A 20544-nucleotide genomic window follows, 5' to 3' on the forward strand; every position below is an offset into this window, starting at 1 on the left:
TCGATGAATTGAGGGCGCCAAATACCGGAACGTCACCGCTGTGGGCTGAAGGCAGTGCTCGCCTGCGCACCGGTAACAAAATGCTGCAACAGCTGCTGCATAGAATACAGGGAAGATGACCGTTTTGACTCATTGGTCACATTGAAATGCTACGAAAGCCGTGGCGAGGGTGTGCGGACTGGGCGTTTCGCAGGCAGGAGAAAGGCGGGGCCGCTTTGCGCCCCTTCGCGGGCACGCCCGCTCCCACAGGTTTGGCATGAGCTTGAGGCCCATGCAGTTCCTGTGGGAGCGGGCGCCCGCGAAGGGCTGCAAAGCAGCCCCGTCTTTTTAAACGGCCGATCAGAGCTTGTTGAACAGGCTCAGCTGCGAAATACGCGAGAAGGCCAGCTGCGAGGCCTCCAGCATGGCCTGCTGCAGGGTCAGGGTGATGGCCGCCTGAGACATGTCGGTGTTGCCGATGGCGTTCTGGGTGGTCTTGTTGGCCAGGCCCAGGCTGGTGTTCTCCTGGCGCTGGATCTCCAGCGAGTTGCCACGGGCACCGATCGAACCGCGAGTGATATCAACTTGCTCACGGGCGCTGGCTAGGTTGGCGATTGCCGACGCCACAGAATCCTTCAAGGCGTTGGCCTGGCCAGTACCGGTCACCGGCGTATCCAGCGCCGCGCGCAACTGGCTGAGGGTTTCCAGCACGTTCTGGTTCTGGTGGGTGTTGGCCGTGACCGCGAACTGGTCACCCGCCTGCGGCGCGCCAGAGACCTGGTAGGTCACACCAGCCACCGTCAAGGCCGGCGCAGTGAAGGTGCCCGTGGCCACCGGCTTGCTGTCGGCGGTCATTGGCTGGGCGTAGAACTCGTAGCTGCCCGGCCCGGTAAACTTGATCACCGCACCATTGCTGGGGAAAGTGCTGCGATACGCGGCCTGGTCGGTCACGGTGCTGCTGGTGACCTGGGCGCTGGAGGTATTGCCAGCGCTGCGGGTGGTGTTGAACGTGTCCGGGCGCGCTGCCAAGGAGAACTCACGCCCCGCCACGGCGGCGTCGGCATCGGCGCCCTCCTCCAGGGTGACGGTGATTTCGAACTCCACGCCACGCAAGGCTATGCGGTTGGCGCCTTCGGTCTTGCTGTCGAAGGTACCGTTGGTGGGGGTTTCAGCGGTGACGTCATTGCCATTGGCGTCGGTAATGACGTACTGGGTCGCGCTGGTGAAGGTCAGCTTGTACGGCTGGCCCGCAGTGAAGCTGTTGTTGTAGCTGCTGCTCGAGGTCAGCAGGCCTGGCGATACCCCGACCACGCCATCGTCGGTGGCCGGCACCAGCAGGGTCGACTGGGTGCGGCTCTTGTTGCTGGCCGAATCGAAGATGGTGAAGCCGGTGTCGTTGGTTGCCAGGTTCAGGGTGTCGGACACCTGCAGGCTCAACTGGGTCTGGTCACCGTGGTAACTGTAGGTGCCATCGGAGTTGCGCACATAGGGTGGCGAGGTGCTCTTGGAGCCGCCGAACATGTAGTCGCCATTGGCATCGCGTGAGTTGAGCAGGCCGAAAATGTTCGCCTCGATCTCTTTCAGCTCGGTGCTGATGGCCACGCGGTCGGAGTCGGTAACCCCGGCGCCACCGGCGCGGATTGCCAGTTCACTGGCACGCTGCATGGCATCGTTGATGGTGGCGAGCACGCTCTCTTCCTGCAGCAGGGCATTGCTCACCGTATTGATGTTGCCGCTGTACTGGTCCAGCAGCGACTGCTGCTGTTGCAGCAGCAACAGGCGCGCGGCGCCGACCGGGTCATCGGCCGCAGTCTGGATGCGGATACCCGACGTCACCTGATCGTTGGTCTTGTTCATGCTGGAGAAGTTCTTGGAGTAGCTGTTGGCGCTGGACTCATAGAACTGAGCGGTGGAAATACGCACGAGAGTCTACTCCTTACAAGGCATTGATCAGGGTGCTGAAGGTTTCTTGCGCCGCCTTGATGATCTGCGACGACGCCGTGTAGTAATGCTGGAACTTCACCAGGCTGGCCGCCTCGTCATCCAGGTTCACCCCGGACACCGCGCTGCGGCTTTCGGTGGCGGACTTGAGCACCGCCTGGGTCGCCGTGGTGTCGATGGTGGCCTGGTTGGCCTTGGCCCCAACGCGCTCGACCAGCGAGGCATAGGCCGAAGTGAAGCTGGTACCGCCGCCGGAGCCGGTGTTCACTGTAGATTTGGTCTGCAGGCCCAGCAGCGCCGTGGCATTGCGGTTGTCGGCCTTGCCGTCGGCATTGAACGACAGGGTGAAGCTGTCGTTGGCCGCCGGGCTGCCACCGATGGTGGTCTCGACCGTAAAGGAACGCGGGTTGCCACTGCCATCGAGAATCGGGTTGCCAGCGGCATCGAGCATCGGCACGGCCACCGACAGCTTGTTGTCGGTACCTGGCACCACGCTGCCGGTGCCGATCGGGGTTCCCTTGGCATCGTACAGCTTGTAGCCCTGGGAGCCGCCACTGGCTGCGTCGAACACCACGCGCACCGGCATCGAGTCGCGAATCGATTGCTGGATCAACGCAGTATCGGCGCCACCGTAGATGTCCAGCGACTCGCCCAGGGTCGGCTGGGTGATGGTGCCAGTACCACTGTTGCCACTACCCGCCGCGGCACTGATCGGCCCGGCGAACGCCAGCTTGTTGGCATCGGTGAGGGTGGTGGTGATGCTGCCTGCTGCGGCGCGCGTGGGGATCACCTTGAAGCTGTCCCCCGCCGCCAGGCCACCACCATTGAGCGACAGGCTGAAGCCGTCGATCACCGGCGCCGGGTCGGCGCTGAGGTCGAAGGTGCCCATGTCGGTGCCGTCGGAGCGGCGCACGCTGTACTGGTTGGCGCTGGTGAACTTCACCTCGTAGTCGTACGTGGTGAGCTTGCCACTGTCGGCAATGGTCACGTCGAGGTTGCCAGAGCCGGAGCTGTTGTTCGACGAGGCCAGGCTGCGCTGAGCAATGGCGGTAGCGCTATTGATGCTGGAGAACAGCGAGCTGCCGAACTGGCCATTGGCATCCAGGCCCTGGCCCAGCTGGCTGTTGATGCTGTCGGCCACCACCAGGGCGACACGGCCAAGCTCGTTCATCGACGGCGTCAGCACGTCCTGGCGATAGCGCAACAGGCCACCGATGGCGCCACCGGTAATCACCGAGGTCACGTCGGAACTGAACGACTCGTAGTTGATGCGCAGGCTGGCCTGGCTCTTGTCGGCAACACCCGGCTGCACCGACAGGGTGTTGGCCTTGTTGCCGGTGACCAGCGACTGGCCACTGCCCAGGTAGACGTCGTAGTTGCCATCACGCTCCTGCACCGTCACACCAACCAGCTCGTTGAGCTGACGCACGGCTTCGTTGCGCGCATCCAGCAGGCTGTTGGGGGTGTTGCCGGTGGCACTGGCCGCGGCGATCTGCTTGTTGTACTCGGCGATGCTGCCGCTGAGCTTGTTGACCTGCCCGGCCAGCGTATCGAGCTGGGAGTTGATCACCTCGTTCTGCTGGTTCAGCTGGGTAGACACCGCGTTGAAGCGGTTGCTCAAGGTCTGCGCCTGGGTCAGCAGCAGCTGCCGCGAGGCAACATCACCGGGTTTGGCCGCTGCGGTCTGCAGGGCCGAGAAGAATGCGGTAAGGACCGAGCTGATGCCGGTATCACGGTCGGCCAGCAGCTTGTCGACGCTGGTGATCTGGTCCTGGAAGGCGACCGAGTCGGCCTGCAGCGAGGTGGCCGTCTGCAGCTGGTTGTCCAGGTAGGCGCTGTAGATGCGGCGCACGTCCGACAGCGTGGTACCGGTACCCAGGAAGCCCGCGCCGATATTGTGCGACGGGCCCGCGGCCTGGATTGTCTGCTGGCGCGAATAGCCACTGGTTGCGGCGTTGGCGATGTTGTTACTGGTAACCGACAATGCCGCCTGGCTGGCACTCAGGCCACTCAGGCCGATCGAAATCAGGCTCGACATGATTTAGTCCTTTTATAGATTCGTGGTTCTGCCAGCCATGGCGTATTGCGGGGTTGCTTGCATTTGCCGGGCGATGCTGATGATTTTCTTCGCATAGCCCGGGTCGGTCGCATAACCTGCCTTTTGCAGCTCTCTTGCAAACTGCTCAGGGTTATCGGCCGAAGCCAGTGCATCTTGATAGCGGGAATTGCTCTGCAACAGGCTTACCAGGTCGTGGAAGCTGTCCTGGTACGAGTCGTAGCTGCGGAACGCCGCCGTTTCCTTGACGAACTGGCCATCACGGAACTCGCTGGTGATCGCTCGCGCCTGCTCGCCCTGCCAGTTACCGGTGGCCTTGATGCCGAACAGGTTGTGGCTGCTGCTGCCATCGGTGTTGCGCATGACCGATTTGCCCCAGCCGGTTTCCAGCGCGGCCTGGGCTACCAGGTAGCGCGGATCGATACCAATGCGTTTGGCGGCCTGTTCGGCCATCGGCAGCATGGTGGCGACGAATTCGTCACTGTCGGCGAACGCCTTGTTCGGTGCCAGTGGCGGCTGGGCCACGGCGCGGCCGAGGATGCGCAGACCGTTGTCCGGCACGGCGAACGCCTGGGCTACCTGCTGGCCGTCACGGGCCGGTACGGCAGCGCTGTTGGTACTGGCCGCAGACGGCACGATGCCGGCAAGCAGGCGGTCGGTGAGCTTGCTCGGCAACGCCAGGCGCCGCGCGTTGAGCGCGGCAACGTCGTTGCGGGCAGATGCCGAATCGGCGGCATGCACCGGCTCGGCCACCTTGTTGCCCCACAACGCCGGGCCACTGCCCTCGGCCCGCGGGAACGGGCTGGTGTTGATGGATGTGCTGCGACCCTTGGTCAGCTGGCGCACCAGCACGTCCTGCAGGCCGATACCGCCACCTTCGCGGGACATGCTAACGGCCAGCTGCTGGTCGTACATGTCACGGTACTGCTTCACCGTTTCGGTGTTCATCGGGTTGTCGTCGGCCAGCACGTCGCTGGCCTTGCGCGAGGCCTTGAGCATTTCGCTGATGAACAGCGATTCGAACTCCTGGGCTACCTTGCGCACGTTGGCATCGCTGTCGCGGTCGCCATGCTTGAGCGCGCTCAGGCGGTTGAGGTCGGTGTAGGCGCCGCTGTCGACGCTACTGGAAACCAGGCTTTTGCTGTTCATCCGCGCCGTCCTCAGATCACGATCAGGTCGGCCTGCAAGGCGCCGGCCTGTTTCAGGGCTTCGAGGATGGCCATCAGGTCGCTGGGCGCTGCGCCCACCTGGTTCACCGCACGGACGATTTCATCCAGGGTGGTGCCCGGGCCAAACTTGAACATCGGCTTGGCCTCCTGCTCGGCGTTGACCCGCGAGCGCGGTACAACGGCGGTCTGGCCGTTGGAGAACGGCCCCGGCTGGCTGACGATCGGGTCTTCGGTAATGGTCACGGTCAGGCTGCCGTGAGTCACCGCGGCCGGCGACACCTTGACGTTCTGGCCGATGACGATGGTGCCGGTACGCGAGTTGATGATGACCTTGGCCACCGCCTGGCCCGGGTCAATCTCGAGGTTCTCGAGGATCGACAGGTAGTCCACCCGCTGGCTCGGGTCCATCGGCGCAGTAACCCGCACCGAACCGCCGTCCACGGCCTGGGCCACGCCTGGGCCGAGCAGGTCGTTGACCTTGTCGACGATGCGCTTGGCGGTGGTGAAGTCGGGGCGGTTCAGGTTCAGGGTCAGGCTGTTGCCCTGGTTGAAGCCGCTTGGTACTGCACGTTCGACGGTTGCACCACCAGGGATACGACCGGCCGACGGAACGTTGACGGTGATCTTCGAACCATCACGGCCCTCGGCATCGAAGCCGCCCACCACCAGGTTGCCCTGGGCCACGGCATAGACGTTGCCGTCGATACCTTTGAGCGGGGTCATCAGCAGGCTGCCGCCGCGCAGGCTCTTGGAGTTACCGATCGAGGACACGGTAATGTCCACCACCTGGCCTGGCTTGGCGAACGCCGGCAGGTCGGCATGCACCGACACGGCCGCGACGTTTTTCAGCTGCACGTTGCCGGAGCCGGCCGGCACCTTGATGCCGAACTGCGACAGCATGTTGTTGAAGGTTTGCAGGGTAAACGGCGTCTGGGTGGTCTGGTCACCGGTACCATTGAGCCCCACCACCAGGCCGTAACCGATCAGCTGGTTGGAGCGCACGCCAGAAATGCTGGCAATGTCCTTCAGGCGCTCGGCCTGGGCGCCGAAGGCACAGGACAGGAGCAGGGTTGCGGCAATCAGCTGCCTCACGTTGAACATGGTCATCCGTACTCAGAAAGGCCAAAGCGGGCTGATGAAGAAGCGGTCCAGCCACCCGGGCTGGCTGGCATCGGCGAACGAGCCGGTACCGGAATAGGTGATGCGCGCGTCGGCCACACGGGTGGACGGCACGGTGTTGTCGGTGGCGATGTCGTCGGCGCGGATCATGCCGGCAATGCGCACCAGCTCTTCGCCAGTGTTCAGGGTCAGCCACTTCTCGCCGCGCACGGCGATGATGCCGTTGGGCAGCACTTCGGCCACGGTCACGGTGATGGAGCCGGTCAGGGTGTTGCCCTGGGTGGCCTTGCTGTCGCCCTTGGTGGCACGCTCGCCGCTGTAGCCGGCCTCCAGCGACAGGTCACCGCCGCCGAACGGGTTGTTGGTGCTCGGCGTGCTGCCGAACAACGAGGTCAGGCCGATATTGGCGTTGCTGTTCTTCTGGATCTGCGAGCCGGCGTTCTTGCTGGCCGAGGTGCGCTCGTTGAGGGTGATGGTGATGATGTCACCCACCCGGAACGCCTTGCGGTCGCTGTACAGGTTCTGCTCGAAACCGGCCTGGTAGATCGAACCGTTGTTGGCCGCTGCCGGCAACGGGGTGCGCGGCAGTACCGGCGCGTAGTACGGGTCGTTGGGCTTGGGCGTCGGCGCGACGCAACCTGCCAGCAACACCGCCCCCCCCAGGGCGAAAACGGACAACAGACGATTCATGACGCTTACCTCACGGGTGCAACAGAGTGACGGGGTTGGAGCTACCTGCTTCAGAGCTGCTGAGTAACGAACGACAGCATCTGGTCAGCGGTGGAAATGACCTTGGAGTTCATCTCATAGGCACGTTGGGTGGTGATCATGTTCACCAACTCTTCCACGGTGCTGACGTTGGAGTTTTCCAGGGTCTGCTGCAGGGTGGTGCCGAAACCGTTCAGGCCCGGGGTGCCGACTTGCGGCGCACCACTGGCAGCGGTCTCGAGGAACAGGTTGTCACCGATCGCCTGCAGGCCGGCAGGGTTAATGAAGTCGGCGGTCTGGATGTTGCCGATCACCTGTGCAGCCGGGTTGCCGGCGGTGGTGATCGACACGGTGCCGTCCTGGCCGACGGTGAAGGTCTGCGCGTCGTTCGGCACGACGATGGCAGGCTCCAGGGCATAGCCATTGGCGGTGACGATCTGGCCGTCGGAGTTCAGGTGGAAGGTGCCGTCACGGGTGTACGAAACGGTACCGTCCGGCTGCAGGATCTGGAAGAAACCACGGCCGTTGACCGCCATGTCCAGCGGGTTCTCGGTGGTTTGCAGGCTGCCGGCGACGAAGCTTTTCTGGGTGCCGACAATACGCACACCGGTACCGACCTGCAGGCCCGAAGGCAGTTCGCTGTCCTGGGTCGACTGAGCGCCAGGCTGACGCTTGATCTGATAGAGCAGGTCCGCGAATTCGGCGCGATCACGCTTGAAGCCGGTGGTCGAAACGTTGGCCAGGTTGTTGGAAATGACCGTCAGGTTGGTGTCCTGGGCGGACAGGCCGGTTTTAGCGACCCAAAGAGCCGGAAGCATGTTGATTCTCCTCGTGCGCCTGTTTTACGGCACCCGTTCAAAAGTGATTAGCCGATTTGCAAAACCCGAGCCATGGCTTCGTCGCCTTCCTTGGCCGCGTTCATCATCTTGACGTGCAGTTCGAACTGGCGGGACAGCGCCAGCACCGAGGTCATTTCTTCCACGGCATTGACGTTACTGCCCTCCAGGAAACCCGACACCACCCGCACATTGACGTCGGCGGCGGCCGGCTGGCCGTCGCGGGTATGGATCAGGCCATCCAGGCCCTTGGTCAGCCCTTGGGTGTCCGGATTGACCAGCTTGATGCGGTCGACCTCGGCCATTACCCGCGGGTCTTCACCCATGGAGCGAATGCTGATGGTGCCGTCAGCCCCCACCTCTACCTTCTGCTCCGGCGGAATGGCAATCGGGCCACCGTTACCGATCACCGGCATGCCGTTGCCGGCACGCAGCACGCCCAAGGCATCGATGTTCAGGCTGCCGGTACGCACATAGGCTTCGCTGCCGTCGGGTGCCTGCACGGCAATGAACCCCTTTCCGGTCACCGCCACATCCAGGTCACGACCGGTCTCGACCATCGGCCCTTCACTGAAGTCGGTGGCCGGGCGCTCGGTCATGGCAAAGGCACGCGACGGAAAGCTGTCGCCGAACACCGGCATCGAGCGCGCTTGCTCCAGGTCACGCTGGAAACCGTTGGTGGAAATGTTCGCCAGGTTGTTGGCGTGGGCCTTCTGCGCCAGCGCGTTCTGGCTGGCGCCGGTCATGGCCACATAAAGCAACTTGTCCACAGTATCTCCTCTGCGCGTAGCGGCCGCGCTGTCACTGCGCAGGTTCAAAGCAATAATCGAACCAAGTCTGAAAGCCCTTGATTACGGGGGCTTCAGCGTGGCGATGGGCAATAAACGTCAGTTTGTCGGCGGATGTTTGCCACTTGCGGCAAGGGTTTGCTCAGAAGGTGCGGCAAGCGGCGTTGTTGTAGGGGCCGGAATGGCGCACCCAGCCCTCACCAGGGTTGCTGGCCGAACACATGTAGCGACCGGTGGCCAAGCTTTGCCACTGGTAGAACGGGGCGGGAGCGGCCGCGAGCGGCAGGGCCATGGCCAACAGGGCTGTGAGCATTAGCCGTTTCATGCGTTGTGACCTCGAGAATTTGGGGCCGCTTTGCGGCCCATCGCGACACAAGGCCGCTCCTACAGAGACCGCGTGAGCATGCAGGAGCGGCCTTGTGTCGCGACGGGTTGCACAGCAGCCCCAATAACCATCAGGTCATCTGGATGATGGTCTGCATGATGGTGCTTTCGGTAGAGATGGTCTTGGCGTTGGCCTGGTAGTTGCTCTGCGCCTTGATCAGGTTGACCAGCTCGCCGGTCAGGTCGACGTTGGAATCCTCCAGCGCCCCGCCGCTGATCTGACCCAGGGTGCCGGTATCCGGAGCACCGATCACCGGTACGCCCGAGGCGTAGGACTCTTTCCAGGAGGTACCACCCACCGGGGTCAGGCCCTGCAGGTTGGCGAAGTTGGCGATGGCCACCTGGCCAATCACCTTGTCCTGGCCATTGGTGAAGTTGGCGAACATCAAGCCACTCTGGTCGATGGTCAGCCCCGACAGCTCACCAGTGGCAAAGCCGTCCTGGCTTTTGGCCGTGGTAGCGCTCGCTGCGTTGTACTGAGTGGTGCCCAGCATGTCCAGGTTCACCCCGGCCAGGTTGGCAGTGGCGCCGTTCGGGCTCCATACACCGGCAGCGTTCTTCTGCGCCGGAATCCAGTTATCGAGGGTGAAGGTCTTGTCGGCGGCGATGGTCATGCCACCGGCTACCGGGCCCGCGGTCATGGCCGCAGTGTCCAGAGTGCCGTCAGACTTGAACGGCAGCTTGTTGGCCAGCGGCGTGGTCGAGGTCGGGTCTGCAGGGTTGCGACCATCGATGGTGGTGTACATGGTCCACGAATTGCTGGCCGCATCCTTGACGAAGTACTGGTTCAACTGATGCGCGTTGCCCTGGCTGTCATACACATCGGTGTTGAACGTGTAGTTGTAGCTGCCGGTATTGGCGGGGTCGAACGGCGTCACGGCCGGTGCGGTGGCGCTGGAGTTCAGGTTGACATTCTCGGAGATCTTGCCGGTCGGATTCGGCGTCAGGTTCGAGGTATCGATCTGCAGGTTGGTCAGCACACCCTGGATGATCTTGCCATCCGGACCCACTGCGTAACCCTGCAGGTTGGAGCCGGAAGCGTTCACCACATAACCTTCCTTGTCGCTGTAGAAGGCACCGGCACGGGTGTAGATTTTCGAGCCGTTGTCGTTCATCACGAAGAAGCCATTGCCGTCGATGGCCATATCCAGCGCCTGGCCAGTGCCATTGATGTTGCCCGGAGTGAACATCTGCGACACAGCAGCAGTCTTGACGCCAGTACCCACAACGTTCTTGCCGGCACTGGTACCACGAATGGAGTTGGAATACTGGTCGGCGAACTCGGCACGCGACGACTTGAAGCCGGTGGTGGCAACGTTGGCAATGTTGTTGCCGGTAACGTTCAGGGCCTTGTTTGCTGCATAGAGGCCGCTAAGGCCGATATTGAAAGACATGTGCTAACTCCTGTCGGTGTGCTTAGGCCCTAGATGCCAATGCTCTGAATTTTGGAAAGCGCAATGCTGCCCAGCCCCGCAAGGTTGAGCGTCATCTCCGAACCATTGGTTCCCATAGTCACACTGGTTACCGTGGCCGGCAGGTTGGTAGTCATGGCCGTGGCCTTGCCCTCGATCGAAGCGGTGGCCTTGAAGGTGTAGGTACCCGCGGCCGCTACTTACGCCGTCGTCGTCCAGGCCATCCCAGGTAAAGTCGATCTTGCCGGCTTTCTGGGTTTCCAGGTCGATGGTGCGCACCAGCTTGTCGTCCTTGTCGTAGATACCCACCGAGGTGGCGGTACTGGACGACGTCAGGTTGATCGAGCCCTTGATGCCCTTGCTGGTATCGACCACGGCCTTGTCGGTCTCGACGATCACGTTGCGCCCGACCAGAGACGAGGCCTGCAGGGCCTGGGAAGACTGCAGCCCGGCGGCGATATAGAGCACCGAGTCATTCAGCGACTGCATGCTCTCAAGGCTGCTGAACTGGGCCAACTGTGCCACGAACTCGCCGTTTTCCTGCGGATCGAGCGGGTTCTGGTTCTTCATCTGGGTAACCAGCAGCTGCAGGAACGCATCCTTGCCCAGGGCACTGCCGGCGGCGCCGGTGCTGCTGCTGTTCTTGCTCTGCTGCTTTTGCAGCGAGGTCAGGTATGCGCTACCGACGTCGGTGGTGGAATTGGTAGTGGTCATGTCGGCTTCCTATCACTGCCCCAGGGTCAGGACTTTCTGCATCATGCTCTTGGCCGTGTTCATCAGCTCGGCATTGGTCTGGAACGCGCGGCTGGCGGAGATCATGTCAGCCATCTCCTCGACCACGTTGACGTTCGGGTAGTAGACGTAGCCGTCCTTGTTCGCCGCCGGGTGGTTGGGCTCGTAACGGGCCTCCAGGTTGCTCTGGTCCTCGACGATGCCCTTTACCTGCACGCCCTGCCCTGCCTCACCCTGGTCCTCGAACAGCGACTGGCTGCTGCCGGCCTGTGCGTCCTGGAAGGTAGTGGCGAACACCGGGTGGCGAGCGCGGTAGGTCTGGTCGATGCTCGAGGACACGGTCTCGGCGTTGGCGATGTTCGACGCAACGGTGTTCAGGCGCGTGTTCTGCGCACTCATGCCGCTACCGGCAATATTGAAAACACTGGAAAGGGACATGGTCATTCTCCCCGCAGGGCCGAAACCAGCCCTTTGAATTTACTGTTGAGCAAGGTGAAGCTGGCCTGGAAGCCGACGGCGTTCTCGGTGTAGTTCGATTGCTCGATCTGCGCGTCCACGGTGTTCTGATCGATCGACGGCTGCGTTGGCGTGCGGTACTTGAGGGTATCGTCGGCCATGGCCAAGCCCTCGGCCTCGATATGGCGGCTGTTGGTACGATCGAGGCTGAAGCGGCCACCGCTCTGCTGTTTATCGCTTTCGGCGGCGAGCACCGAGGCGAAGTCCATGTCACGCGCCTTGTAGTTGGGCGTGTCGGCGTTGGCGATGTTGTTGGCCAGCACTTCGGCGCGCTGGGCGCGGAAGCCCAGGGCCTTTTCGTGAATACCAAGCGCCTTGTCGAAGCTGATGCTCATGTCGGGGAAACCTTCGGAGGTTGACCGGAATATCGTTGGGCAAGGTATAGCAAGGGCTGTGCCAACCAACGAAAAGCCCGGAAATACGGGCTTGCAGGGCGCAGTGCTGTCAGAGTGATGCCAGAAAAGCGGCAAAGGCCTTCCGCCTTGGGTGGCGAAAGCGGCAATTGCCGGGCGGCAAAAGCGGCAAAACAAAAAATTGACGTCAGTGTTTTGCCTGTGCCGACCTCTTCGCGGGCGCGCCCGCTCCCACTGGTAGGGCGCCACCCCAAGGTTTGCATGGATCCTGTGGGAGCGGGCATGCCCGCGAAGAGGCCGGCACAGGCAAACAAAAAGGCCGGCAGCTTAGCTGCCGGCCCCCTTGCTTACTTGGCCTGGTAGATGATCCCCGGGCTGCACTGCACCATCTGGTAATGGTCCGGTAGCCCGTTCAGCGCCTCGGAAGCGCCGAGGAACAGGTACCCACCCGGCTTCAAGGTACTGTGAATGCGCAACAGGATGTCCTTTTTCACCTGCGCCGAGAAGTAGATCAGCACGTTGCGGCAGAACACCACATCGAACTTGCCCAGGCTGGCATAGCTGTCGAGCAGGTTGAAGGCGCGGAACTCGACGCGACTGCGAATCGCCGGCTTGACTGCCCAGCGCCCCGGCCCCTTGGTGTCGAAGTAGCGCTGCAGGCGCTCCTGGGACAAGCCACGGGCAATCGCCAGGCTGTCGTACTCACCGGTCTTGCAGTTGGTCAGCATGGTGCCGGACAAGTCGGTGGCAACGATCTGCGCGCCCATCTTCAACTGGCCGAGGTTGCTGCGCTCGAACTCGTCGATGGCCATCGAGATGGAATACGGCTCCTGCCCCGACGAACACGCCGCCGACCACATGCGCAGGCGCTGGCCGGGGTTGTTGCGAATGAACTCGGGAATGACCTTGTTCTTCAGCACCTCGAACGGGTAGGTGTCGCGAAACCACAGGGTCTCGTTGGTGGTCATGGCATCGACCACCTGTTCGCGCAAACCGCCACGCGGCTGGGCCTGAATGCGCTGCACCAGCTCGCCCAGGCTCTTGATACCCTGTTGCTCCATCAGCTTGTTGAGACGGCTGGAAACCAGGTACTGCTTATTCTCGCCCAGCAGGATGCCACAGGCTTTCTCCAGGAATACCCGGAACTGTTCGAAATCCAAATTACCCGTAGACACTACTGCCGCCTCTTTTCAATCACTGGAGCCGGGGGCCTGCCCCCGGCCGCGTCAATGCGTTGCCTTGATCCGGTCGACCACCCGCTGGGCCAGGTCGTCCGGTTTGAACTTGGCCAGGAAGTCATCGGCACCGACCTTCTTGACCATCGCCTGGTTGAACACCCCGGACAGCGAAGTATGCAGGCAGATATGCAATTTTTGCATGCGCGGATCGCTGCGGATCTCTGCCGTTAGCGTATAGCCGTCCATTTCCGGCATTTCAATGTCCGAGATCATCATCAGGAACTCTTCTTCCGGCTTCTTGCCCTCGTCCACCAGCTGGCGCAGGTAGTTCAGGGCCTGGCGGCCGTCATTGAGCGCCACCACCTCCACCCCCACGGTCTGCAGGCAACGGCTGACCTGCTTGCGCGCCACCGAGGAATCGTCGACGGTGAGCACCCGCAGCAGCACGGCCTTGTCCTGCACCTCGGCATCGATCACCCCGTCCGACACCGACTCCGACGAAGGCGCCACTTCGGCCAGCACCTTCTCCACGTCGATGATCTCGACCATGCGGTTATCTACCCGGGTGACCGCAGTCAGGTAGTGGTCGCGTCCGGTGCCCTTGGGTGGCGGATGGATTGCCTCCCAGTTCATGTTGACGATGCGCTCCACCGAGTGCACCAGGAAACCCTGGGTCTTGGTGTTGTATTCGGTGATGATCACGAAGCTGTTGCGCGTGTCTTCCTGCAGCGGCCGCAACCCGGTGGCCATCGACAAGTCGAGGATCGGGATGGTCGCCCCGCGAATATTGGCGACGCCGCGCACCACCGGGTGCGCCTTGGGCAGCAGCGTCAGCGCAGGGCATTGCAGCACTTCCCTGACCTTGAATACGTTGATGCCGTAAAGCTGTTCACCATTGAGGCGAAACAGCAGCAATTCCAGGCGATTCTGCCCCACCAGCTGTGTGCGCTGGTTGACCGAATCCATCACACCTGCCATGCCAGACTCCTTTATGTTTCAGCCTTTCGTTGCAACTCAGGTAGAGAGTCGGCACGGGCTTTGCTTTTTTGAGCGCCATGTACACGAAAACGACATTTTCCCGACGATTGACGCGCCTGCTGACTGGCTCGCTGGCCATGCTGTGCCTGTTGCTGCCCGGCGTTCGCACGGTAGCGGACGCGTTTACCTTGCCTGAACAACTTATCGGTGTCACCCAAGGGTTTCTTGAATTCAGCGTCGAAGATTACCTGGCGACCACCCAGACCGCCGGCCGCTACGAAATCCAGGTCAACCCGCTGGACCCGCGCCTGCGCATGCCGTTGTGCAGCCAGCAACTTGACGCCTCGCTGGAAAGCCCGGCCCAGCCGCTGGGCCGCGTCACGGTAAAGGTGCGCTGCGAAGGCATGGCACCGTGGACCGTGTTCGTGCCGGCCACCGTGCGGCTGTTCCGCGACGTAGTGGTGGTGACCCGCCCGCTCAAGCGCGACAACGTGGTGGGCGAAGGCGACGTTGCCCTGCGCGAGCGCGATGTCGGTACCCTGGGCCAAGGCTTCCTGACCGAACTGGATCAGGCGCTGGGCATGAAAATGCTGCGCCCGACGGTGATCGACCAGGTCCTCACCCCGCAACACCTGGAACAGGCCGAGGTGGTGCGCAAGGGCGACCACGTGGTGATCATCGCCCGCAGTGGCAGCCTGAGCGTGCGCATGCCCGGCGAAGCCCTGAGCAAAGGCAGCCTGAGTGAACAGATCCGGGTGCGCAACCTCAATTCCAAACGGGTGGTCAAGGCCAGGGTGACCGGCCCCGGCCAGGTCGAGGTCAGTATGTAGCCAGCCCATTGATTTGCGCTGGCGGTGAGGAACCGCTTTTCCTAAACTGTGTCAGAAAACGGGTTCGCGAGCTTGCTGACAGGCGGCTATGCATTTGTGCCTAAAGTTTCTTTCGGGTTGGCCGAAAACAAGGCAAGCGTCCAAATACCCAGAGGTTTCTGATCATGGTCATCGACTTCAGTCGTTTGAATAACTCTCCGTCCGTCACGGGCGGCGTGCGCGGCAACACCGCGCCCGGCAGCGCCGAAAAACCGGCAGCCAGCCAGGAAGCGGCAACCGCCACCAGCGCCAGCGGAGAAGCGGTACACCTCAGCCAGGAGGCCCAGCAGTTGCAGAAGATCAGCGACAAGCTGCGCGACGAGCCGGTGGTCAACAGTGCCCGTGTGGCCCAGTTGAAACAGGCAATCGCCGACGGCAGCTACCAGGTCGATGCCGGCCGGGTCGCCAGCAAACTGCTCGATTTCGAAGCCCAGCGCTGACCGTTCGGCGCGCTGACTTCACGGACGCCAGAAAAGCCAAGAGTTAGCCATGCACGACACCACCTTGCTGCAACTGATCGAAGATGACATTGCCCCGATGCAGGAACTGCTGGACCTTCTGCAAAAAGAAGCGATCGCCCTGCATGGCCGCGACATGCCGCTGCTGGAGCAGATCCTGGCGCGCAAGCAGTCGTTGATCATCTTGCTCGAGCAGCACGGCCAGCGCCGCAGCCAGTTGCTCGGCAGCCTGGGCCTGAGTGCCGATCGGGCCGGTGTACAAGCGGTGGCCGCGCAATCGCCCCATGGCGAAGTGATGCTGCAGCGGCTCGACATGCTTTCGCAGTTGATGGACAACTGCCAGCAGGTCAACCAGACCAATGGCCGGATCATTCAGGTGCAGCAACACGCCACCAACAACCAGATCCGCATCCTCATGGGCGGCGATTCGCCGTCGCTCTATGACAGTCGTGGCAGCACCTCGCCGCTGGCCAAGCCACGGGCCCTCAGTCAAGTGTGATTTTTTCTGTCAAGGCACGGAACATACTGGCAAAATGCCGTTAATTGCGTGTGTCGCTTTTGCCTGGAGAACGATAAGCCGTGTTCAATGAATCCGATGCCCCGCAGCCGCCAAAGGTGCTGAACACCCCTTTGGAGATTGCGGCCAACTTACGGCAGCTGCAGGAAAGCCACGACCCCCTGATCATCACCTTCCATGACCGCAGCCAGCGCTTCCAGAGCTATGTGGTGCACGTGGACCGTGAAAGCAACACCCTGGCGCTGGACGAAATGATCCCGCGCGACGGCGAGAAGTTCATCGAGAACGGCGAACACTTCCGTGTCGAAGGCTTCCACGATGGCGTGCGTATCGCCTGGGACTGCAACCACGCGTTGAAGATCAGTGAAGTCGACGGTCACCGCTGCTACCGCGGCGCCATGCCCCAGGAGGTGACCTATCACCAGCGCCGCAACGCCTTCCGCGCCGCGCTGAAGCTGTCGCAACTGGTCGATATCATCCTCGATGGTGCCCACCTGAAGGGCAACGGTGCCCTGCGTGGCAAGTTGCTGGACATCTCTGCCACCGGCTGCAAATTGCGTTTCGACGGCAATGTCGAAGATCGCCTGCAACTGGGCCAGGTGTATGAGCGCTTCAAGGCGGGTAACCCGCTGGGGCTGGTGGACACCATGGTCGAACTGCGCCACCTGCACTATGAAGAGCGGATCAACACCACCTTCGCCGGTGTGCGCTTCCACAACCTCACCGGGCAGGCGCAGCGCAAGATCGAGAGCTTTGTGTACCAGCTGCAGCGTGAGGCGCGCCGGTTCGACAAGGACGACTACTGATCGTCGGCCGAATGCAAAAACGCCACCTGCCAAGGTGGCGTTTTCATTTGTGTCCTTATAGTGCCGGCCTCTTCGCGGGTGCGCCAGCTCCCACAGGGACGGCGCAGCCCTCAGGCTTGATGCGGTCCCGGTGGGAGCGGGCATGCCCGCGAACAGGCGGGCACAGGCTTACACCGACTTGCTGACCTCCTGCGGCTCAGACGCCGGTTGCCCGGTCCCCTTCTCTTCCGCCTCGGTGTCCTCTGCGGCCACCGGCGCCTGCATCACATCCTGCACGGTCTGCTCATCAACCCGCGGGTCCAGCGCCGCCGACAACGGCGAACCGGCCGCCGGCATCGCCACGTGGCCCAACGGCGCATCCTGCACCTGGTGCAGCCCGGTGACCGCCTTCGGACGAATGCGCCACACCAGCACCAGGGCAAAGAATACGAAGAAGGCATACAGCATCTGCGGGCCCAGCACCTTCATCAGCACGCCAGCGGCCAACGGCCCGATGCACGCCCCCACGCCATAGGTCACCAGCAGCATCGCGGTCAGCGACACCCGCCGCTCGCTTTCCACATGGTCGTTGGAAAACGCCACCGCCAGCGGGTACAGGCAGAACTGCAGCAACGAAATCACAAATCCTATGCCGAACAGCAATTCCAGCGGCACACTGGGCAGTACCGCCAGCGGCGCCGAGGCCAGCGCCAGCCCCACCGCCACGCTGCGGATCAGCACGGCCCGGTCGTAGCGGTCGGACAACCAGCCCAGCGGCCACTGCACCAGCAGGCCGGCAAAGATGCAGCTACCCATGAACAGGCCGACCTGCTCGGTACTCATGCCCTGGCCAGCGGCATACAATGGCGCCAGGCCATAGAACGAACCGACGATCAGCCCCGAGCCCAGCACCGTGCTGAGCGACTGCGGTACACGCTTGATGAAGAACTTGGGCTCCATCGGTGCCGGTCGCAGCGGCGCCGGGTGGATGCGCCGGGTCATCGCGACCGGTACCAGGCACAGGGTGAAACACATGGCCACCAGCATCAGCAGCTCCAGGCCTAGCTGAGGGTGCACCACCAGTATCAGTTGGCCAAGCACCAAGCCCAGGTACGAGGCGATCATGTAGCCGCTGAACACTGCGCCGCGGTGCTTCACATCGGCCTGCTCGTTGAGCCAGCTCTCGATGACCATGTACTGGCACATCATGCCCAGGCCGACGATCATCCGCAGCCCGACCCAGGCCGGTAGCCAGCTGGTCAGGCCATGGCCGAGTACCGCCGCGCCGACGATACCGGCGCAGGTGGCATAGGCGCGTATGTGCCCGACCCGGCCAATCAACCGATGGCCGACTTTGCCGCCGACCGCCAGGCCAAAGTAGTTGGCGGCCATCAACGCACCTACCCACAGGCTGTCGACATGGTCGGCCGCCAGGCGCAGGGCCAGATAGGTACTGAGCAGGCCCGAGCCGATCAACATCATCAGCGCGGCGAAATACAACGACTGAAACGGCTTCCATATATTTCGCATACGTCCCGTAAGGCTCCCTGGTCAGGTGGCGGGGGTGCTAGAAGCATAAGGGCAAAAACCGCCCGGCGCAGGCCCCCGGTAATGATTTTGCGCAGCGGGGGCGTATCCGGTGTCGGCCGTGTCGCGATCAGGCCTGTGCCGCCAGCACCCGACGCTCCCATGGCGTGATCTCGTCGAAGAAATCACTCAGCTCCTGGGCCTTGCTGGCGACGTAGCCTTCGATGAACTCGCTGCCGAACAGTTCCTGCGCATGACTCATTGAATAGCAGGGACACTGTGGGAGCGAGCGGGCCCGCGAAGAGGCCGGCACAGGAGGCTGCTATTCCCGCAACGTCATGCCATTGGCCGGCAACGGCAAGGCGGTCTTGTAGCGCACCTGCTTGAGGGCGAAACTCGAACGTATGTTGGCCACCCCCGGCAACCGCGTCAGGTAATCGAGAAAACGCTCCAGCGCCTGGATGCTCGGCAACAACACCCGCAGCAGGTAATCCGGGTCGCCGGTCATCAAATAGCACTCCATCACCTCAGGCCGTTCTGCTATCTCTTCCTCGAAGCGGTGCAGCGACTGCTCAACCTGCTTCTCCAGGCTCACGTGAATGAACACGTTCACATCCAGCCCCAACGCCTCAGGCGACAGCAAGGTCACCTGCTGACGGATCACCCCCAGTTCCTCCATGGCCCGCACCCGGTTGAAGCAGGGCGTGGGCGACAGGTTTACCGAGCGCGCCAGCTCGGCGTTGGTGATGCGGGCGTTTTCCTGCAGGCTGTTGAGAATGCCGATATCGGTACGATCGAGTTTGCGCATGAGACAAATTCACCGGTTTTTTATGTTTATGCGGAATGTTTATCTTCCCTGCGCAGTAAAGGCAATCAACTTGAGAGAAAAATTCTCCTGCCGGGCCACTAAGATGTAGGGGACGCTGACTTACCAGTCACAAGCCGGTATTCAGCGGCGGCCGCTTCAGAGCTCACAAAAACAAATACCCGAGCGAGCGTAAAAAGCATGAACGAGTACGCCCCCCTGCGTTTGCATGTGCCCGAGCCTACCGGCCGGCCAGGCTGCCAGACCGATTTCTCCTACCTGCGCCTGAACGATGCAGGTCAAACCCGTAAACCCCCTGTCGATGTCGATGCTGCCGACACCGCCGACCTCGCCTACAGCCTGGTCCGCGTGCTCGACGAGCAAGGCAACGCCCAAGGCCCATGGGCCGAGGACATCGACCCGCAAATTCTCCGCCAAGGCATGCGTGCCATGCTCAAGACGCGGATTTTCGACAGCCGCATGGTGGTCGCCCAGCGCCAGAAGAAGATGTCCTTCTACATGCAGAGCCTGGGTGAAGAAGCCATCGGCAGCGGCCAGGCGCTGGCGCTGAACCGCAGCGACATGTGCTTCCCCACCTACCGCCAGCAAAGCATCCTGATGGCCCGCGACGTTTCGCTGGTCGATATGATCTGCCAGCTGCTGTCCAACGAGCGCGATCCGCTCAAGGGCCGCCAGCTGCCAATCATGTATTCGGTACGCGAGGCCGGTTTCTTCACTATCAGCGGCAACCTGGCGACCCAGTTCGTACAGGCGGTCGGCTGGGCCATGGCCTCGGCGATCAAGGGCGATACCAAGATCGCCTCGGCATGGATCGGCGATGGCGCCACCGCCGAGTCGGACTTCCATACCGCCCTCACCTTCGCCCACGTTTACCGTGCCCCGGTGATCCTCAACGTGGTCAACAACCAGTGGGCGATCTCCACCTTCCAGGCCATTGCCGGTGGCGAGTCGACCACCTTCGCCGGCCGTGGCGTGGGTTGCGGCATCGCCTCGCTGCGGGTTGACGGCAACGACTTCGTCGCCGTGTACGCTGCCTCGCGCTGGGCCGCCGAACGCGCCCGGCGCGGCCTGGGCCCCTGCCTGATCGAGTGGGTCACCTACCGTGCCGGCCCGCACTCGACCTCGGACGACCCGTCCAAGTACCGCCCGGCCGATGACTGGAGCCACTTCCCGCTGGGCGACCCGATCGCCCGCCTGAAGCAGCACCTGATCAAGATCGGCCACTGGTCCGAGGAAGAACACCAGGCCACCACTGCCGAGTTCGAAGCCGCGGTGATCGCCGCGCAGAAAGAGGCCGAGCAGTACGGCACCCTGGCCAACGGTCACATCCCGAGCGCCGCCTCGATGTTCGAGGACGTGTACAAGGAAATGCCCGACCACCTGCGCCGTCAGCGCCAGGAACTGGGGGTTTGA

Annotated in this window: 20 protein-coding genes and 2 pseudogenes; 5 read left to right on the forward strand and 17 right to left on the reverse strand. The window is 62.5% G+C overall.

Annotation, left to right across the window (positions count from 1 at the left end; genetic code table 11):
- Positions 1–339 precede the first annotated feature (339 nt).
- The 14 genes and pseudogenes from QIY50_03050 to QIY50_03115 all read right to left on the reverse strand — a co-directional run bounded on the left by QIY50_03050 (position 340) and on the right by QIY50_03115 (position 14149).
- On the reverse strand, positions 340–1902 hold the full coding sequence (locus QIY50_03050; protein WGV21261.1) for a flagellar hook-associated protein 3: 1563 nt from the start codon (positions 1900–1902) through the stop codon (positions 340–342).
- A 13-nt stretch (positions 1903–1915) separates the two neighbouring features.
- A complete protein-coding gene (gene flgK, locus QIY50_03055) occupies positions 1916–3958 on the reverse strand; it encodes a flagellar hook-associated protein FlgK (protein ID WGV21262.1) in 2043 nt (680 codons plus the stop codon).
- 12 nt (positions 3959–3970) lie between these two features.
- Positions 3971–5125 carry a flagellar assembly peptidoglycan hydrolase FlgJ gene (flgJ, locus tag QIY50_03060; GenBank protein WGV21263.1) on the reverse strand — a complete coding sequence of 385 codons (1155 nt, stop codon included), beginning with the start codon at positions 5123–5125 and terminating at the stop codon, positions 3971–3973.
- Positions 5126–5136: 11 nt separating this feature from the next.
- Entirely contained in the window at positions 5137–6252 is a 1116-nt protein-coding gene (locus QIY50_03065; protein ID WGV21264.1) for a flagellar basal body P-ring protein FlgI, read from the reverse strand.
- 6 nt (positions 6253–6258) lie between these two features.
- Entirely contained in the window at positions 6259–6954 is a 696-nt protein-coding gene (flgH, locus tag QIY50_03070) for a flagellar basal body L-ring protein FlgH (GenBank protein WGV21265.1), read from the reverse strand.
- Between the two features lie 50 nt (positions 6955–7004).
- The gene (gene flgG / locus QIY50_03075; protein WGV21266.1) at positions 7005–7790 is read right to left on the reverse strand and encodes a flagellar basal-body rod protein FlgG; all 786 of its coding nucleotides are present in this window, start codon (positions 7788–7790) and stop codon (positions 7005–7007) included.
- Positions 7791–7837: 47 nt separating this feature from the next.
- Positions 7838–8578, reverse strand: a complete 741-nt coding sequence (gene flgF, locus QIY50_03080) for a flagellar basal-body rod protein FlgF (GenBank protein ID WGV21267.1) — start codon at positions 8576–8578, stop codon at positions 7838–7840.
- Between the two features lie 160 nt (positions 8579–8738).
- The gene (locus QIY50_03085; protein ID WGV21268.1) at positions 8739–8921 is read right to left on the reverse strand and encodes a hypothetical protein; all 183 of its coding nucleotides are present in this window, start codon (positions 8919–8921) and stop codon (positions 8739–8741) included.
- Positions 8922–9051: 130 nt separating this feature from the next.
- Positions 9052–10374 carry a flagellar hook protein FlgE gene (gene flgE, locus QIY50_03090; protein ID WGV21269.1) on the reverse strand — a complete coding sequence of 441 codons (1323 nt, stop codon included), beginning with the start codon at positions 10372–10374 and terminating at the stop codon, positions 9052–9054.
- 29 nt (positions 10375–10403) lie between these two features.
- A pseudogene (flgD, locus tag QIY50_03095) lies at positions 10404–11106 on the reverse strand (flagellar hook assembly protein FlgD).
- A gap of 12 nt (positions 11107–11118) precedes the next feature.
- On the reverse strand, positions 11119–11562 hold the full coding sequence (gene flgC / locus QIY50_03100; GenBank protein WGV21270.1) for a flagellar basal body rod protein FlgC: 444 nt from the start codon (positions 11560–11562) through the stop codon (positions 11119–11121).
- Positions 11563–11564: 2 nt separating this feature from the next.
- Positions 11565–11975 (reverse strand): flagellar basal body rod protein FlgB, encoded by a 411-nt coding sequence (flgB, locus tag QIY50_03105; protein WGV21271.1) that lies wholly within the window; start codon positions 11973–11975, stop codon positions 11565–11567.
- Positions 11976–12340: 365 nt separating this feature from the next.
- On the reverse strand, positions 12341–13168 hold the full coding sequence (gene cheR, locus QIY50_03110; protein ID WGV21272.1) for a protein-glutamate O-methyltransferase CheR: 828 nt from the start codon (positions 13166–13168) through the stop codon (positions 12341–12343).
- A 51-nt stretch (positions 13169–13219) separates the two neighbouring features.
- Positions 13220–14149, reverse strand: coding sequence for a chemotaxis protein CheV (locus tag QIY50_03115; protein ID WGV21273.1), 930 nt, complete (start codon positions 14147–14149; stop codon positions 13220–13222).
- A 77-nt stretch (positions 14150–14226) separates the two neighbouring features.
- Here QIY50_03115 and flgA point away from each other — a divergent pair, with 77 nt between their 5' ends.
- The 4 genes from flgA (at position 14227) to QIY50_03135 (ending at position 16799) form a co-directional block, all read left to right on the forward strand.
- Positions 14227–14979 (forward strand): flagellar basal body P-ring formation chaperone FlgA, encoded by a 753-nt coding sequence (flgA, locus tag QIY50_03120; protein WGV21274.1) that lies wholly within the window; start codon positions 14227–14229, stop codon positions 14977–14979.
- Between the two features lie 164 nt (positions 14980–15143).
- Positions 15144–15458, forward strand: a complete 315-nt coding sequence (gene flgM, locus QIY50_03125) for a flagellar biosynthesis anti-sigma factor FlgM (GenBank protein ID WGV21275.1) — start codon at positions 15144–15146, stop codon at positions 15456–15458.
- 49 nt (positions 15459–15507) lie between these two features.
- Positions 15508–15975 (forward strand): flagellar protein FlgN, encoded by a 468-nt coding sequence (locus tag QIY50_03130; protein ID WGV21276.1) that lies wholly within the window; start codon positions 15508–15510, stop codon positions 15973–15975.
- An 80-nt stretch (positions 15976–16055) separates the two neighbouring features.
- On the forward strand, positions 16056–16799 hold the full coding sequence (locus tag QIY50_03135) for a flagellar brake protein (protein ID WGV21277.1): 744 nt from the start codon (positions 16056–16058) through the stop codon (positions 16797–16799).
- Between the two features lie 168 nt (positions 16800–16967).
- Here QIY50_03135 and QIY50_03140 read toward each other — a convergent pair whose 3' ends face one another.
- The 3 genes and pseudogenes from QIY50_03140 to bkdR all read right to left on the reverse strand — a co-directional run bounded on the left by QIY50_03140 (position 16968) and on the right by bkdR (position 19113).
- Positions 16968–18308 (reverse strand): MFS transporter, encoded by a 1341-nt coding sequence (locus QIY50_03140; protein WGV21278.1) that lies wholly within the window; start codon positions 18306–18308, stop codon positions 16968–16970.
- A 127-nt stretch (positions 18309–18435) separates the two neighbouring features.
- Positions 18436–18564 (reverse strand): annotated as a pseudogene (locus QIY50_03145) (hypothetical protein).
- A gap of 63 nt (positions 18565–18627) precedes the next feature.
- Entirely contained in the window at positions 18628–19113 is a 486-nt protein-coding gene (gene bkdR, locus QIY50_03150) for a Bkd operon transcriptional regulator BkdR (GenBank protein WGV21279.1), read from the reverse strand.
- A gap of 198 nt (positions 19114–19311) precedes the next feature.
- Here bkdR and QIY50_03155 point away from each other — a divergent pair, with 198 nt between their 5' ends.
- The gene (locus tag QIY50_03155; protein ID WGV21280.1) at positions 19312–20544 is read left to right on the forward strand and encodes a 3-methyl-2-oxobutanoate dehydrogenase (2-methylpropanoyl-transferring) subunit alpha; all 1233 of its coding nucleotides are present in this window, start codon (positions 19312–19314) and stop codon (positions 20542–20544) included.

The organism is Pseudomonas putida (assembly GCA_029953615.1).
Classification (GTDB): domain Bacteria; phylum Pseudomonadota; class Gammaproteobacteria; order Pseudomonadales; family Pseudomonadaceae; genus Aquipseudomonas.

What these genes read in the sequence shown, in the direction of transcription:
- flgK (WGV21262.1), bottom strand. Translation starts at nt 3,958, where the DNA reads ATGTCGAGCCTGATTTCGATCGGCCTGAGTGGCCTGAGTGCCAGCCAG.
- flgJ (WGV21263.1), bottom strand. Translation starts at nt 5,125, where the DNA reads ATGAACAGCAAAAGCCTGGTTTCCAGTAGCGTCGACAGCGGCGCCTAC.
- QIY50_03065 (WGV21264.1), bottom strand. Translation starts at nt 6,252, where the DNA reads ATGACCATGTTCAACGTGAGGCAGCTGATTGCCGCAACCCTGCTCCTG.
- flgH (WGV21265.1), bottom strand. Translation starts at nt 6,954, where the DNA reads ATGAATCGTCTGTTGTCCGTTTTCGCCCTGGGGGGGGCGGTGTTGCTG.
- flgG (WGV21266.1), bottom strand. Translation starts at nt 7,790, where the DNA reads ATGCTTCCGGCTCTTTGGGTCGCTAAAACCGGCCTGTCCGCCCAGGAC.
- QIY50_03085 (WGV21268.1), bottom strand. Translation starts at nt 8,921, where the DNA reads ATGAAACGGCTAATGCTCACAGCCCTGTTGGCCATGGCCCTGCCGCTC.
- flgE (WGV21269.1), bottom strand. Translation starts at nt 10,374, where the DNA reads ATGTCTTTCAATATCGGCCTTAGCGGCCTCTATGCAGCAAACAAGGCC.
- flgC (WGV21270.1), bottom strand. Translation starts at nt 11,562, where the DNA reads ATGTCCCTTTCCAGTGTTTTCAATATTGCCGGTAGCGGCATGAGTGCG.
- flgB (WGV21271.1), bottom strand. Translation starts at nt 11,975, where the DNA reads ATGAGCATCAGCTTCGACAAGGCGCTTGGTATTCACGAAAAGGCCCTG.
- QIY50_03115 (WGV21273.1), bottom strand. Translation starts at nt 14,149, where the DNA reads ATGGCAGGTGTGATGGATTCGGTCAACCAGCGCACACAGCTGGTGGGG.
- flgA (WGV21274.1), top strand. Translation starts at nt 14,227, where the DNA reads ATGTACACGAAAACGACATTTTCCCGACGATTGACGCGCCTGCTGACT.
- flgM (WGV21275.1), top strand. Translation starts at nt 15,144, where the DNA reads ATGGTCATCGACTTCAGTCGTTTGAATAACTCTCCGTCCGTCACGGGC.
- QIY50_03130 (WGV21276.1), top strand. Translation starts at nt 15,508, where the DNA reads ATGCACGACACCACCTTGCTGCAACTGATCGAAGATGACATTGCCCCG.
- QIY50_03140 (WGV21278.1), bottom strand. Translation starts at nt 18,308, where the DNA reads ATGCGAAATATATGGAAGCCGTTTCAGTCGTTGTATTTCGCCGCGCTG.
- bkdR (WGV21279.1), bottom strand. Translation starts at nt 19,113, where the DNA reads ATGCGCAAACTCGATCGTACCGATATCGGCATTCTCAACAGCCTGCAG.
- QIY50_03155 (WGV21280.1), top strand. Translation starts at nt 19,312, where the DNA reads ATGAACGAGTACGCCCCCCTGCGTTTGCATGTGCCCGAGCCTACCGGC.